At 57.1% G+C, this 15,498-nt stretch carries 13 protein-coding genes; 7 read left to right on the plus strand and 6 right to left on the minus strand.

Translation table 11 applies throughout. From position 1 onward, the window contains the following. Positions 1 to 53: 53 nt before the first annotated feature. The 4 genes from ASG19_RS17900 to ASG19_RS17915 form a co-directional block, all read right to left on the minus strand. The gene (locus ASG19_RS17900; protein ID WP_062460241.1) at positions 54 to 866 is read right to left on the minus strand and encodes a GntR family transcriptional regulator; all 813 of its coding nucleotides are present in this window, start codon (positions 864 to 866) and stop codon (positions 54 to 56) included. Between the two features lie 368 nt (positions 867 to 1,234). Further along, on the minus strand, positions 1,235 to 1,636 hold the full coding sequence (gene vapC / locus ASG19_RS17905; RefSeq protein WP_062460242.1) for a tRNA(fMet)-specific endonuclease VapC: 402 nt from the start codon (positions 1,634 to 1,636) through the stop codon (positions 1,235 to 1,237). Next, complete coding sequence (vapB, locus tag ASG19_RS17910) at positions 1,636 to 1,866, minus strand: type II toxin-antitoxin system VapB family antitoxin (protein ID WP_062460571.1); 231 nt, start codon at positions 1,864 to 1,866, stop codon at positions 1,636 to 1,638. The genes vapC and vapB overlap by 1 nt, the downstream gene beginning before the upstream one ends. Before the next feature lie 163 nt (positions 1,867 to 2,029). Continuing rightward, entirely contained in the window at positions 2,030 to 2,926 is an 897-nt protein-coding gene (locus ASG19_RS17915) for a LysR family transcriptional regulator (RefSeq protein WP_062460244.1), read from the minus strand. 102 nt (positions 2,927 to 3,028) lie between these two features. Here ASG19_RS17915 and ASG19_RS17920 point away from each other — a divergent pair, with 102 nt between their 5' ends. From ASG19_RS17920 to ASG19_RS17940, 5 genes are all read left to right on the plus strand, one after another. Continuing rightward, positions 3,029 to 4,333: an MFS transporter gene (locus ASG19_RS17920; RefSeq protein ID WP_062460246.1), complete on the plus strand. Its 1,305-nt coding sequence runs from the start codon at positions 3,029 to 3,031 to the stop codon at positions 4,331 to 4,333. Next, positions 4,330 to 4,986 carry an HD domain-containing protein gene (locus tag ASG19_RS17925; protein ID WP_062460248.1) on the plus strand — a complete coding sequence of 219 codons (657 nt, stop codon included), beginning with the start codon at positions 4,330 to 4,332 and terminating at the stop codon, positions 4,984 to 4,986. The genes ASG19_RS17920 and ASG19_RS17925 overlap by 4 nt, the downstream gene beginning before the upstream one ends. Positions 4,987 to 5,110: 124 nt before the next feature. Beyond that, positions 5,111 to 6,751 (plus strand): carboxylesterase family protein, encoded by a 1,641-nt coding sequence (locus ASG19_RS17930; RefSeq protein ID WP_244476209.1) that lies wholly within the window; start codon positions 5,111 to 5,113, stop codon positions 6,749 to 6,751. 76 nt (positions 6,752 to 6,827) lie between these two features. Continuing rightward, entirely contained in the window at positions 6,828 to 8,411 is a 1,584-nt protein-coding gene (locus tag ASG19_RS17935; protein ID WP_062460250.1) for a carboxylesterase family protein, read from the plus strand. A gap of 69 nt (positions 8,412 to 8,480) precedes the next feature. Beyond that, positions 8,481 to 10,160 carry a carboxylesterase family protein gene (locus ASG19_RS17940; RefSeq protein WP_082476403.1) on the plus strand — a complete coding sequence of 560 codons (1,680 nt, stop codon included), beginning with the start codon at positions 8,481 to 8,483 and terminating at the stop codon, positions 10,158 to 10,160. Between the two features lie 147 nt (positions 10,161 to 10,307). On the opposite strand, the gene ASG19_RS17945 is transcribed toward ASG19_RS17940, so the two are convergent. After that, positions 10,308 to 11,201 carry a LysR family transcriptional regulator gene (locus ASG19_RS17945; protein WP_062460254.1) on the minus strand — a complete coding sequence of 298 codons (894 nt, stop codon included), beginning with the start codon at positions 11,199 to 11,201 and terminating at the stop codon, positions 10,308 to 10,310. Positions 11,202 to 11,301: 100 nt separating this feature from the next. Here ASG19_RS17945 and ASG19_RS17950 point away from each other — a divergent pair, with 100 nt between their 5' ends. Continuing rightward, entirely contained in the window at positions 11,302 to 12,600 is a 1,299-nt protein-coding gene (locus tag ASG19_RS17950; RefSeq protein WP_082476405.1) for an MFS transporter, read from the plus strand. Positions 12,601 to 12,612: 12 nt separating this feature from the next. Beyond that, positions 12,613 to 13,755, plus strand: coding sequence for a mandelate racemase/muconate lactonizing enzyme family protein (locus ASG19_RS17955; RefSeq protein WP_062460258.1), 1,143 nt, complete (start codon positions 12,613 to 12,615; stop codon positions 13,753 to 13,755). Between the two features lie 319 nt (positions 13,756 to 14,074). On the opposite strand, the gene ASG19_RS17960 is transcribed toward ASG19_RS17955, so the two are convergent. Then, positions 14,075 to 15,448 carry a dihydroorotase family protein gene (locus ASG19_RS17960; RefSeq protein WP_244476211.1) on the minus strand — a complete coding sequence of 458 codons (1,374 nt, stop codon included), beginning with the start codon at positions 15,446 to 15,448 and terminating at the stop codon, positions 14,075 to 14,077. Positions 15,449 to 15,498: the final 50 nt, after the last annotated feature.

Genomic DNA, 15,498 nt, shown 5'->3' on the forward strand with positions numbered 1-15,498 from the left:
TTCATTGTCAATCTGGTTATAACCAGAAATAGCAATTTTACTGGATCATTAACTTAGGATTCGACCCGGACGTGAATGCTGGCCACCGCAGAATTGTAGAAGGCTCGATAATATTCTAGAGGTCCGCCTTCATAGTCATAGGCGATCGACTCGATTGAGATCAGCGGCGTATTAGCAGCAACTCCCATCCGCTCGGTTGCCTCGGCATCGGGCATGGCGGCGGTAAACCATCGCTCTGCCCGCTTTACGGTCAGCCCATACTGCTCCTTGATGGTTTGGAAGACAGAGCGGTTGTCGATGTCGAGCTTTTCCATCCCGGGAACTTTGTGGCCAGGAAGGGAAATATGCGTCAGCGTGATCGGTTTGCCGTCAGAATAATATACGCGCGTAATGCGCACGACACTGCCTTCCCGCGGAAGCCCGAATACCTGTTGCTCGATGTCGCTCGGAGCGTCGCGGTAAAATTCGAATGTCTTGACGGTCACAAGATGACCCTTTGCCGTCAAATCCCCAAAAACTCCAAGATTTGACGTCATGAAATCAACGTCACGTCGCGTTGGTGCGATGAACATGCCCTTACGCGGCATCTTGATAACGTGCCCGTCAGCAGCCAGCGCACTTAGAGCAGCGCGAACGACAGGCTTCGATACATCAAAAATATCGCAAATTGCCTGCTCGGATGGCAGGCGAGACTGCGGCAGCAGTGTTTGCGCGTCGATCGCATCCAGAATGCGGTTCTTCAATTGTACCCACAGAGCAATAGATTCGCTGCGATCGAGTCCGTCAGCAGCCATTTTCAAAAATGTTTCGGTCGCGGAATTGTCGGTCTCATCATATCGAGGCCGGCCTCGGGTTTTGGGTTTCATAATTAGGAGCCTGTCACAGAATTCATGGTGTTTAAAAAGCCGAAATCTCTCGTTCTTTGGCAACTTGGTCAAGTCCACCGCAACGATGTCCAATCAGCATCTCACACACGCCATACGACAAATCCTCCGTCGTCGGCGAATACTGAGCCGCTGGCAAAGCAAGGTTGCCTGGAAGAGCAGATAGCAGACTTACATGATACCGTATTAGTCTTCAGGAGCCGCCAGCGAACCTCGGGTAGGCAAGGCCCGTTCGGACGGACTTCGTGGTGCTTGTTCTCAAATTGCGTTCTATCCGTAACTCAAAATTGCGTTGGTCTTAAAGGGATACGGACGTTAGACCCTGTAGTTGAATACGTACGGCGTCGAGGCTACTCAGTCCAGTCTTCCACCCGTAAGCCGGGTACGCGATCAAATTCTCGGCGATTATTGGTGACTATGATCAGTCCACGCGAGCGAGCGTGTCCGGCGATCAGTTGATCGTATGGACCAATAGGAGTTCCGCTGCGGGCCAGTTCGGCTCGCAAATGCCCCGTATGGCTTGCAGCCGGTTCATCATACGACAACACCTCGAGGCGAGCAGCGAAGCTCTCTACAACGCGAAGGTTCTTTTCAGGACTAGCTGATTTTTCCGCTCCAAAGATCAATTCCATAAAGCTAACGGAGCTGATGCACAGCTGATTATGGAAACGATTGAATGCCTCGCGCACCTGCTGCGGTCGATTCTTGATCGTGAAAATGCAGATGTTCGTGTCAAGCATGTATTTAAGCATTACAGTGCCTCGCGTTCCTGCGAACCAGGCTGCTCACGTTCACTCATAAAGTCAGATGTCGCCGCTGCTTCTTCAAACCAGCTGTCCCAAATCTCGCCAGCAGGCGCGATGATGCGTGTGCGTCCTAACGCAACAATGTCGACGCGCTTTACATCATCGGGCAAAGCGACTGCCTTTGGCAGACGGATTGCTTGGCTTCGATTGCTCTGAAATACTGCCCCCTGTTCCATCTGCATAACTCCGCTCATGACCGAACACGTATAGCGCTCACATAACTTGCAAGATGGGATATGTCAATGGGATATACTCCTGGTTTCAGTCCTGTAGACTTAGTCGGCACTGTTGCCTCTTCCTCCGGCCTAATGGGATTGTGACACTTCGGCTCCATTTTCGTTACCAAAAGTACCCCAAAATATCCGATGTTTGCTCCACCACAGCCACAAGCGCTCTCGTCCGCATTTCGTCGGATGCTGCATTGTCGGCCACGAACACGCGGCCGTCATCCAGTTTGGCCTTGATCGGCAGCTTTACCAAAGCATCTGCGAGCGGGTATGATTCTATAACTTTGGATGGAAATACACCTATACCCAATCCGGCTGCGACCAACTGAAGGGCAGCGTTAAGGCTCGAGCAAACGCACACGTTTTCCGGCGTAATCTTTCCCTCTGCCATCCATCCGAACGTTGCCCTGTACATAGCTGTCCCCGGAGGCGTTGTGATGATTGGAAATCTCGCCAGGTCCTGTGGACTGGCGCCGACAGTCGGCGCGAGAGAGGCTGCTGCGGCCCAATCGTTACCCTGCAACCCAAGTGCGAACAGCCGGACGTTCTTCAGCCCAATCGGGTCGACAAGGATGGCAAGATCCAGGTCGTCTGCAGAGAGTGATTGCTCAAGACCAGCGCTCGTTGCCACCACCCACTCCGGTCGGAGTAGAGGGAAACTTTGCCGGATTTGAGAAATTAGCGTCGCCATGCATGCGACTGCGAAACCTTCGGCAACGCCTATCCTAAGCGGCCCTGCCAGATCGGGAACAAGCGACAGGTTCCCCAATTCGTTATAGGCATTGATCACGAGCTTGACCCTCGACAGGAATGCGTGGCCGTGTCTGGTCAGACGCACACCTCGTCCGTGACGTTCCAAAAGCGCCTGCGCTGCTTCGATTTCCAGTTGCTTCAATCGCAATGAAAGCGTCGGCTGGGCGATATTCAATCGGTCAGCAGCCTTTTGCACGCTCCCCAGCTCGCCCAGCCAGTAGAATGCCTCGAGTTGCGCAATCGAAAATCGATTCATTGGAAATCCTGATGCGATTGCCGCAAAACTCCTCATTGGACAATTGCATACTGATGGATGGAAGGTCGTGCAGGAAGAGAAATTTCATGGGAGGAGGAATCCATGAAGCGGACCTGGATCGCACTGCTGATATTCACGGCAGTGATTATCAACTATGTCGACCGCATAGCGCTGTCGATCGCGTCGAAACCCATCGCGGCAGAGTTCGGCTTTACGCCGGTGCAGATGGGATATCTGTTTTCAGGTTTTCTCTGGACCTATGTATTGTGCCTTATTCCGATCGGTCTTCTCGTCGAACGTGTCGGTGCAAAACGCATGGTCGGCGGCGGTATCGCGATCTGGTCGGCGGCAACTGTTATGACCGCCGCGACTTCGGGTTTTGGCTCTATACTGATGGCGCGGCTGGTCATGGGAGCCAGCGAGGCCTCCACCTTTCCCGCTTGCGGGCGGATCATCCGCGACTGGTTTCCGGAAAAGGAGCGCGGTCTGGTAACGACCCTCTTCAACGGAGGCTCGTCCGCCGGCCCGGCGATCGGAGCGGTCGCCACCGCAGGCCTGGTCGAATACGCAGGATGGCGTTCGGCGTTCGTTGTCCTCGGGATCGTCGGCTATATCTGGCTTATCGCTTGGCTGTACTGGTATGCCACGCCCGAAAAGGCGAAATGGCTTTCCGAGCAAGAGCGGCAGAAGATCATCCAGGAGAGGAATGGAAACCAACCGGGGATCCAAGCTACGATCATAGCCCGTCCCTCGTCCCTGCGTTTCCTGCTCTCGCAGAAGAGCGTCTGGGGGCTGGTCGTGACCCAGGCATGCTTGGTCTATACAGCCTATCTCTTCCTGACTTGGCTCCCAAGCTACCTTCAATCGACACGCGAACTGTCGACCATGAATACCGGCTACCTGACGGCGGTGCCATACCTGATCACTATTGTCCTTGGGGTAATGATCGCTTGGACGAGCGACAGGATACTCTCTTCGGAAAGCGTCCGCGCAGGCGGACGTCGTAACTTCATCGCGGCAATGGCAGTCCTTTCGCTTTTGATCCTGCTCGCCCCTGTGGTCAGCGAGCTCTGGGAGCTGCTTCTGGTGCTGACGCTTGTCCTCACCGGATCGACCACTGGCGCCGGCCTAAACTTTACTCTTGCCAGTGACCTTCTGCGCAATCCCGCCGACGTATCGCGGGTGATTGCGATCACGGCACTTGGCGGCAATCTCTTTGGCCTGATCGCCCCAATCATCACGGGTTATGTGGTTGCGGCGACAGGCAGTTACGATTGGGCCTTTGCTGTTGCGGCCTCGCTTCTCGTCGTTGGAGCCGTTGCAACACTGACCCTGACCCGCAAACCCATCAATCCGGAGTTCGGCCCGGATCCGGTTTTGTTTCCCGAGGACATGGTGAAAGCATGAGCTATCATTACGCAAAACCACGTCGTGCGATTTCGGACGATACAAGGCTTTCGGTCAGCGAAGACTTTCCCGAAATCTCGCTGATCGCTGACGATGATTTGCGGCAGAAGGTCGTCGAGGCCTGGAGCTACGCCCTATGCTGTTCCGATTTCGGGCGGATCACCGACATGCCACCCGACGGCAATCCCGGCTCGCCCGTCCTCAAGACGGGAACGCAGGCCGATCATGTCAGGGGCGTGTTCCGATACGCCCATGCGATAGCCCGGGAATTTGAACAGACGTACCCCCAAGTCTCAATCGACTGGGACATCCTGCTCGCCGGGGCAGCCTGCCACGATGTCGGCAAGCCTTTCGAATTTGACGAAAGCAACCGAGATCGCTGGGCCCTATCACCCGCACAGGCTGGGGCTCCCACGTTTCGGCACTCGGTATTCGGGATGCATGTCTGTCTCGTGGTAGGCCTGCCGGACGAGGTCGCCCATATCGCCGTCGGGCATTCGTTCGAGGGCAACCACATGGGCGTCAGCACCGAATGCATGATCGTGAGGCAGGCCGATCACGGCTGGTGGCACGTCGCCGGCGCACTCGGCCTGATCCGTGAAGAAACCATGTCCGGCCTGGCAGGCAATCTACGCAGCCGCCCGGCCGGATAGGCAGGTCAGTGCCTCCGGGAGGAAAACGGAGGATGACGAACTCGATGACAAGGCACGTTGACTTCAAGCGGGCCGCAACGATGTAGGCACATGGCACCATGTGCCCCTTTGGGAGGAGGATGACATGAAAATGATGCTTGCGAACAGGGCGTTAACGCGCCCGTTGGCCATGGCGTTTTGCGCGGCAGTGCTAATTGCCGGAGCACCAATGACGACCAAGGCTGATGATGCCTACGTGGCGTCGAAGGACAAAACCCTTGTTGAGACGAACAAGGGCAGCCTGATAGGCGGCCTGGACGATTCCATTTACAGCTATCTTGGGGTGCCTTATGCACTTGCCGACCGGTTCATGCCGGCCGAAGACGTGAAGCCATGGCAGGCGGTTCGTCCTGCAGTCACCTATGGAGAGAATTGCTTCATCCCGCAGATGACAGCGGTCGCAGGCGACGAGCTTTTCAATCCGCACCGCTACATGCCAATGAGCGAGAATTGCCAGTTTCTCAACATCTGGACGCCGGGCATCAAAGACGCTAACAAACGCCCGGTGATGGTTTGGATCCATGGCGGCGGCTTTACCAACGGTTCCGGCATCGAGCTCACATCCTATGATGGACATAATCTCAGCAAGCAGGGCGACGTCGTCGTTGTGACGCTTAATCACCGTCTTAATGCCCTGGGTTTCCTCGATTTGTCCGCGTACGGCGACAAATACAGGAATTCCGGCAATGCCAGCGTCACCGATCTGGTCGCAGCGTTGAAATGGGTCAGCCAGAACATCGAAACATTTGGCGGCGATCCAGGCAATGTGACGATTTTCGGTCAGTCGGGCGGCGGCTACAAGGTTCGTGCGCTGATGGGCACGCCAGCGGCAAAAGGGCTTTTTCAGAAGGCGATCGTCCAGAGTGGATCGCGGGTGGATTCCGTAACGGATCAAGCATCGGCACGCAAAGTCGCGGAGTTGACGCTCGCCAATCTCGGCCTGAAGCCTGAGGAGGTCGGGAATCTCGCTGAGATCGAATACCCGAAACTGCTCGCCGCAGCGGACAAGGCAATCAAGGATGCCAGCGTCCAAGGTGCAAGAGACGCCCGTTACGCACCGGTCCAGGACGGCATCTACATTCCGGAAAATCCAGTTGGTTCGAGTTGGGTCGACCAGGCCAAGGACATTCCCATGATGGTCGGAAATACGCTGAACGAGTTTGAAACCGTCATTCGCAACAAGCCCGGCGTCCTTCTTGCCGACAATAAAAACACTTGGGACGATTTAAAAGCCGGCGCAAAACTGAAAGAACGTTTCGGCGACAAGGCCGATGCCGTCGGCAAGGCGTTTGTTGCGGCCTACCCCGAGAAGAAGCTGGCGGACGCTTATTTCCTCGACCTGTATTTCCGCCCGGGCGCAATCCGCGACCTGGACCTCAAGGCCAAGCAGGCCGGCGCACCGGTCTATTCTTACATGTTCGCCTATGAGTCTCCGGTTCTGGACGGCATCGCCATGGCCTGGCATTGCGCCGAGCTGCCCTACGTCTTTGCAAATGCCGGCCTCGTAAAGACATCGACCGGTGGTGGGAGCAATGCCATCGCACTCTCCAAAAAGATGAGCGAAGCCTGGGTGAACTTTGCGCGAACGGGCAAGCCAAGTGCGGAAGGCCTGCCTGAATGGTCTGCCTACACGACAGATCGTCCAGCAACCATGGTGTTCGACACAAAACCGCGCGTCGTGGTCGATCTCGACCGCAAGGTACTGCAGGCCGCCGGCGCCCTATGATTTCAGCTCCGCCGGTCAACACTGGAGGTGTTGTCCGGAGGACGACTTACAGCGGGACAGATTGAGGAGAAATAGTATGCAGGCAGTAGTGAAAGCCCCATCGACCATAAAGCGGACCTTCTCGACGATAGGGTGTGTGGCAGTTTTGGGTTTGGCTGGTTCAGCCAACTCGCAGACAGTGTCAGCCCCTGCGGGTCAAATTACCGGGACAAGGGTGTCGGGGCTTACCCTTTTTCAAGGCATACCCTATGCCGCAGCGCCAGTCGGCAAGCTCCGCTGGGCGGCGCCTGAACCCGCAAAGGCATTGGATACGCCCTTCCAGGCAAACAGCGCCGGAAACGAATGCGTCCAGAAGGCGATCTACTGGCGACCGGACAAGGCTGCGAGTTGGACGGAAGATTGCCTGACGCTCAACGTCTACGCGCCTGCATCGGGCGGTGCCAATCTTCCGGTATTCGTCGGTTTTCATGGCGGAGGTTCGGTGAACGGTGCCAAGACCGACTGGGATCCGCGAGAACTGGCCGAGGCGGGCAATATCGTGGTGACCATCAACTACCGGCTCGGCGCCCTCGGTTTTCTTGCGTTGCCGGAACTCACCAAGGAGTCCAAAGACGGCCAGAGCAGCGGCAACTTCGGCGATCTCGACAAGCTGGAAGCGCTGCGGTGGGTCAAGAAGAACATTGCAGCTTTCGGCGGCAATCCGGAAAGGGTGACGATCGCCGGACAGTCGGCAGGTGCCCGCGGCGTCTGCTTCGCTGTCGCCTCCCCTGAGGCAAAAGGGTTATTCCAGGCGGCAGTGATCGAGAGTGGCCGCGACTGCCCCAGCGTTTCAAATGCTGAGGCAACTAAGTCCGGCGAAAAGTTCGTAGACGCAATCGGCTGCAAGGACGACACCGACCGACTTGCCTGCCTCCGCTCGAAATCGCCGGCTGAAATCCTCGACGCCCAGACAAAGTCGAAGATGACGATTGCAACGGTGTTTGGCGGATCTGCACAACCCAGGCAAGCAATGGACGCTTTCAGAAGCGGCGACTTCAATCGCGTGCCGATGATCGTCGGCAACACCCGCGACGAAACTCGCGTCTTCATCTACGAGGCAAACGATCTGGTCGACCAGCCGGTGGATCAGGCCCAGTGGGAGAACGACGTTCGCTCCAGACTGGGTGCGAAAGCGGATGCCGCATTTTCCATCTATGCGGACGATGCAAAACAGGCACCCGGTCTGGCGCTTGGCAATCTGGATGCAGAACAGAAGTACATTTGCCCAACAAGCCTGGCGATCGAGACACTTTCGAAGTGGACGATGGTCCATGCCTACGAATTTGCCGACGAGACTGCGCCGGTCCGGTCGTATGCCAACGTTCCGTCGTCGTTCGACCTTGGCGTGCCTCACAGCGCAGAGCTTCCCTATGTCTGGGGAGAGGACACGGTGCCCAATGGGCTTACGGTCGATCAGAAGAAACTCGCTCAGATGATGCGAGGGTTCTGGATCAGCCTTGCATCTCCAGAGGGCGTAAAAGGACCTGTGGACTGGCCGGCCTTTTCGTCTGACGCCCCGAAGCGGATCGTCTTCCAGTCAGCCGGCATTACTAAAATCATTTCCGATATCGACTATCGCAAGGCCCGTCATTGCGACCTGTTCACTTCAAACCCGAAGTAGGCCGCCGATCTAGCGCCGGTGGCGAGGCCGATCGGTGCATAGCTTAACTAGAAATCAGGAGGAGGATTCATGTTCGGATCAGGGAAAAAAAGCTTTGTACGCATCTTCGGCTTAGCAGCGATGGCCAGCGCCTTTGCGCTTTCCGCCCATCAGGGATTTGCGGCGAGCGCCATCGGAATCGTAAACGTCGAGGGCGGAAGGGTCAGCGGCGTCGAGCCGGACATCCCCTCAGTCGAGGTGTTCAAGGGCATCCCCTTTGCAGCACCCACCAGCGGCGAAAACCGCTTCAGGCCGCCGCAACCGGTCGTGAAATGGGAAGGCGTCAAGAAGGCAGATACCTGGGGAGACCAGGCACTGCAGGATATCCATGGTAACCCGACCGGAGCTTTCTGGGGAGACGAGTTTTACTTCGATCCGGAGTTTCTGCCCAAGGCCAGCGAGAACGGGCTTAACTTGAATGTCTGGACGCCGGCAAAGTCCAAGGGACAGAAGCTACCGGTGTATGTATGGATCCATGGGGGCGCAAACCATCACGGTTATGCGTCTGAGATGGAATTCTATGCCTCGAAGCTTGCGCAGAAAGGCATCATCGTCGTTGCGATCCAGTACCGTGTCGGCGCTCCGGGTTTCCTCGCCCTGCCGGAACTGTCGGCCGAAAGCCCGCACAAGGTTTCAGGCAACTATGCCATTCTCGACCAGATCAAGGCGCTCGAATGGGTCCGCGACAATATCGCCGGCTTTGGCGGTGACCCGAAGAACGTAACAATCGGCGGACAGTCGGCGGGTGCGCGAAACTCGACGATGCTGCTGCGCTCTCCTCTTGCAAAAGGCCTCTTCCATCGGGCTGTGATCGAAAGCGGACAGACGGGGTTGTTCTCGTCTCCGATGCAAAAACTGGCCGAGCGGGAGGAGGCCAATCGAAAGGGATTGGAACAGGTTTTCGGAAAGGCGACAAGTCTTGCCGATCTACGCGCAATCCCGACCGATGACTTTATTGCAAAGACCGCACCAGATGGCAAAACCCAGCTCTATGAAGCACTCCACAAAGCCACAAACCTGCCGGCTCAACACGCACTCGACGGCTATGTGTTCACTGAGCAGTCAGTCGATCTTTTGAAGCCTGGAGCACTTGATGGAATCGACATCATGGTGGGAGGCACATCGGACGAATATACGTCTTTGACGGGCGGCCCTGACAAGACGTTCACCGATACGGAAATGGCCGAGGCAATGGGGAAAATCGGCTATGATGATGCCTGGAAGGATGTTTATCGCCCCTCGGATCCGCAGGATGCTTACCGGAAATCGCTTCGCGCGCGGGCTGACTACAATCTACAGGGCTACATTCTCTCCGCCGAGATCGCCAAGTCCCGAAACAAGAACTTCAACATTTATACGTTCTATTTCAATCACGCCCCGCCCGGCCGAAACACCGAATTCTACGGTTCATTCCACTCTTCCGACTTGTGGTATTTCATGAACTCAATGCGCGACAAGCCGGGCCAGCGCTTGTGGACGAGTGCCGACTACCGCATGGGAGACACCATGTCCTCCTATCTCGCAAACTTCGTCAAATCGGGCAATCCTAACGGCGGCAACCTTCCGGAATGGCCGCAGGGTGGGAAAGGAACTTTCATGCGCTTCCACGACGGTTATGCATTTTCGGTGAAGCAGACGCCTTATCCAGAGCGGGACAAACTTAACCGCGACACCATCATTCGTGTCCAGAAACTCGACGGCATGAAGTAGGGCAGCGACGAACAGCAAAAGCATGTGACGCCTCGAAACAGGCGTTACATGCCTCTGATTCAACGACCGTCAAAAACGAAAACCTATTTGTTTCTCATACCTGCCTCCCCGACCGCACCCTGTTTTGGCTACCAGTTGGGATAAACGTCATCCCAGATAATTCATATCGTCTACAACTCGTCTGATCAGCTTGCTCATGGCCCTGACTTTCACGTCGTCGACGACGGCGCGCGAAGCAATGTAGAGCCTGCCGTTGTCGGCAGGAGGAGATGAGGCGACCATGCGCATACCGCCATCACGGACGTAGCGCTCCGCCATGCGGACGGGAAGAAGTGCCGCACCCAGACCGCCCGCGACCAGTTCAGCAATGACGGAAACGCTGGTGCATACACTGATTTGCGCGGGCATTAGCCCATCGGTGGCGAACCAGCCTGTGATCTGCCGATACATTGCAGAAGGTGCGGGATTGGTGACGACAGGCAACAGCCACATATCACGCGGCGTGATTGGCTCGCCGATTTCCCAAGCAATTGGGACAACCCATGTCGTCGGCTGCATCCCCAGCGGCACCAAAGACATCTTCTCATGCCCGACCGGGTTGAGGATCACTGCCATGTCCAGTCGATCCTCCAGGATGGCTGCCTCAAGGTTGGTGCTCGTCGAGACGTTCCACTCGGGCTTCAGATGCGGATGCTCAATGCGCATGGCTTCCAGCAGGGGCGGCAGGCAGTTGATCGCAAAACCCTCGGCAAGACCGACCCGCAGCTCGCCGACGAGGGATTGCGTCGTATGCTTCTGCCTGATTTCCTCGAGCTCGCCAAGGATGCTTGCGATATGGGGCAGCAGCGCCTTGCCATCCTCGGTCACCAACAGCCCACGGCCGGTTCGCTCGAACAGATCCTCTCCCAGAACATCCCTGAGCTCCTTGAGACGGAGCGAGACGGTCGGCTGGGCAAGATTGAGGTGATCGGCCGCGCGTTGCGCCGACCCCAGCTGGACCGTCCAGTAAAAGGTCTCGAGCTGGGCGATGGTCAGACGCATAATTTGATTTTCCAATATTTTAACGTCAGAAAATCAGATTTGATCATGATTTGCAATTATGCCTAGGGTGCGCTCTGTTTTTACCTTGGAGGAGGATTCGATGGAACTAGAGAGCGCGATCGTCCGCAAAGCTGCGTGGCGAATTCTACCGATCATCATGATCTGCTATTTCGCGGCGTTTCTCGACCGCGTAAATATTGGGTTTGCCGCGTTGACGATGAACCAGGACCTGGGCCTAACGGCATCGCAGTTCGGATTCGGTGCCGGCATCTTCTTTTTAGGCTACGTCCTGTTCGAACTGCCCAGCAACATCGTCCTGTCCAAGGTCGGCGCGAGACGCTGGATCGCCCGGATCCTCATCACATGGGGCATTCTTTCTGCGCTGACAGCCTTTGTGTGGAGCCCGACGAGCTTCTACATCGTCCGCGTGCTTCTCGGTGCGGCCGAAGCCGGGTTCTTCCCCGGCATCATCTTCTTCATGACGCTCTGGTTTCCGGCCCAGTACCGCGGCCGGATGTTTGCCACGTTCAATATCGCCGTACCCTTTTCGACCATCATCGGGGCGCCACTGTCGGGCTATGTCATCGGGGCCATGAACGGCGTCGCGGGCTTCAGCGGATGGCAGTGGATGTTCATGCTGGAAGCCTTGCCCGCAATCATCATGGGCTTCGTGGTGTTCTTCTGGCTTCCGGACACGCCGGAAAAGGCGACATTCCTTACGCCCGGCGAGAAAACTATCCTGATGAACCGGCTGGCAACCGAGAAGACGGCGCGCGAAGCGAAAGAGAAGTTCACCATCGGCTCTGCCCTGCGCGACCCGCGCGTGCTCTTGATGTGCTTCATCGCGGTTGGTCTCGTTATGGGCACCACGGGAATCGCCATATGGATGCCGCAGTTCGTGAAGGAATTCGGTCTCTCCAATATGCAGACCGGCTTTGTTACCGCGATCCCAGCCATCTTCATGGCGATCTCAATGATCCTGGTCGCCCGCAGCGCCGACCGCACCGGCGAACGGGTATGGCATGCGGCCGGTCCCTTCCTCGTCAGCGCGGCCGGTTTCACGCTGGCAGCATTCGCGCCGTCGCCGCTCGTCAGTCTGCTCGGGTTGACGATCGGGGCCGCGGGCATCGGCGGTGCATCCCCCAACATCTGGATCTTTCCGTCGACCCTGCTGACGGGGAGTGCGGCTGCGGCCGGTATCGCGCTGATCAACTCGGTCGGAAGCACCGGCGGGTTCTTCGGCCCCTCGATCATCGGCTGGGTGCGCGATGCCACGGGCGGCTTTCAGGGTTCGCTGCTGTTCCTGGCCTTCGCCATGCTGCTAACTGCCATCGCCATCCTGATCCTCGGCCGGTCGATGCGCGAGATGATGCAGGCGGCCGACGCGCGCAGAGTTTAAGGAGAGCATTTCGTGAAGATCACACAGATCCACCTGCACCATCTGAGTGCGACGCTGCCGGAGCCAATCGGCAATGCGAAAGTGTTCTTCGATCGGCGCGACACGCTTCTCGTCGAGATCGTCGGCGGTGGCATGTCCGGATGGGGAGAGACATGGGCTCTTCCTGCCGCGGCGGCCAGCCTGATCCAGACCCACCTTGCGCCCCTCGTGCTTGGACAGGATCCCCAGCACTTCAGGCGCCTCTGGCAGGACATGACGCGGGTGTTTGAGGCCCGGAGTGGCGCTGCCATGATGGCGATTGCGGCTGTCGACATGGCACTGCATGACCTTGCGGCGCGCGAGTGCGACATTCCGCTACACGCACTGCTCGGCGGCGCCCGCCGTAGCAGCGTTCCGACCTATGCCAGCGGTCCGTTCTTCAAACCGAACGGCCATCCCTACCGTGATTTCGAGCCGGAACTCGAGGGCTATCTCAGCCAGGGGTTCCGGTCGATTAAGCTTCGCAGCGGCTTCAACCCCGCCGATGATGCGAAGGCCGCCCTGCTGGCCCGCAGCATGATCGGCAACGAGGCGGACCTGATGATCGATTTCAATCAGTCGACGACCCCGCGCAATGCGATCAGAACCCACGATCTTCTGAGGGACGCGAGGCCGCTCTGGATCGAGGAGCCAACAATTCCGACGGACCTGAATGGTTACCGTCAGGTGGCTGCACATATCTCCACCGCCATCGCCGGCGGCGAGACCTTTTCAAGCGCTGCCGACTTCCTGCCGTTTCTCGAAGCCGGCGTGATGGATGTCCTGCAGCCGGACATTGCCATATGCGCCGGATTGACCGGTGTCTCGCAGGTCGCGGTGCTTGCGGATCTGTTCAACCGGCCGCTCATCCCTCACGTGTGGGGGAGCATCGTGAACTTCCAGGCGGCGTTGCATCTTACCGCAACGCTGCCGCCTCATCGCGCTGGCGGGGTCATGCCTTTTCCCTACATGGAGTTCGATGTCGGCCCAAATCCACTGCTCGACCTTGCAGGCCGGCCTGTGGTGACCGCGGGTAGCACGCTCACGGTTCCGGAAGGACCGGGTCTCGGCATTGATCTCAAACGAGAGGCGCTAAATCCTTATCTCGTTCAAGTTACGAGACTCGAACAACACTAGTTCGGCGGGGTTTTGGGCGATTGGGGTTGAGATAGCAGTTCGTCTATAGACTTGGCTTGGCCGAAAGCATTTTAACGTGCCGCCGACCACGTTCTCTAGACGGTGATCCGGTCAGCGCTGTCGCGGCCCAGTTGGCGGCCTTTTGCAGAGGTCGAAAAGGTTGGCGGCGGTGATCTGCCCTCGCCTTGAAAGGATTTGAACGATTGAACCCGTCAATGTATAGGGCCTTGTCTTTGTTGTAATTTTGTCATCGTCGACTTCGCCGCTTTTGTCGATTAAACGAGAATATCACCTATACGGATCGTTCTCATGCGACGCCCTAACGCGATAACTCGCCAGTCCACTGAAGCTTTCGATGGATATACCTACCACGCCCTACACTCTCGGTGACGAGCTTGCGGCCCCGCAGTGCAAATTGTCCGCGCACCATAGTGTGCTCGATCGCACCCTTAAAGCGCTTGCCTTCATAGATTGAATACCCTGCCGAACTCAGCACGTCTGACCGTTCGAAGGTCCACTCTGCATTAACATCGATCATCGTAAGGTCGGCGTCCATACCGGGCGCTATCGACCCCTTGGCATGGTCAAGCCCCATAAGCCGAGCCGAATTCGTGGACGTCAACTGGCTAATTCGCTCGAGCGACAATCCACGCTTATGATGACCGTCGGTCAACAATACCGGAAGCATGGTCTCCAAACCGGGGCAACCCGGCGAGGACGACCAGATATCGGCCGACTTGGACGAGATGTCACGGTGGACATGGTCTGTTCCGATTGTATCGATCTCTCCGTTCAGCAGCCCCTGCCACAGGCGCTCGCAATCGCTGCGCTCGCGCAACGGCGGATTGATCTTGCCGATCTTTCCGCCCTCCCAAGAAACGTCGTGCGTCAGGTAATGCGGGCATGTCTCGAAAAACACCTGGGCACCACGCGCACGTTGCATGAGGCCAAGTTCAAGGGCTTCAAGGGACGAAGTGTGAACGACGTAGAGCGGAGCGCCGGCCTGTTGCGCAAGGTAGGCAGAACTCTGTACCGCATCTGCTTCCACGAACGGCGGCCTCGATGCATTCCAGAGTGCAAGGTCACCCAGCCCACGGCTGTCCACCTTGAGGCGGTCGCGCAGGACCCAAGCGACCTCGATGTTTTCAGGATGAGGGCACACCATGCCGTTGTTCGCCGCCGCAAGCTCACAAAGCTTGAACAGAAAAGCATCGTCGATATCCGGCAGACCGAGGCGTTTGCCCTCGCCGCCCCGGTTGTTCATGAATATCTTGAAAGTCGGCGCACCCATTTCATTGGCATAGCGAGGAACGCTCGAAAGTTGGTCCGGCGTCGAAATAATGAAATGATATCCGAAATCGATCCGCGAACCCTTCTCGGTAACGCCCACCACATCGTCGAATATGGTTTCGAACGGCTCTGGTGCGAGCAGATAGGGAATGAAGCAGGTAATGCCGCCAGCAACTGCCGACGCTGTCTCACGCTCGGCATCTTCAGACACTCGGGGACGGGAGATATCTGATCCGTGGCCAAGGTGAAGATGGGGATCGATCGCTCCCGGCATGATCACCAAGTGAGCAGCGGAAAAGCTATCTTTTGCGTCGATCGTCGTTCCGGGTTCGAGAATGCCGAGTATCCGACCATCGGAAATCGCTAAGTCGCATCTTGTACGGCCCTTGCCGGGCAGGATCACATCGCCGTCTCTAATTACAAGATCGCAGAATGGCATCGCATATACTCGCT

The sequence above is a fragment of the Rhizobium sp. Leaf306 genome, assembly GCF_001423425.1.
GTDB lineage: Bacteria > Pseudomonadota > Alphaproteobacteria > Rhizobiales > Rhizobiaceae > Neorhizobium > Neorhizobium soli.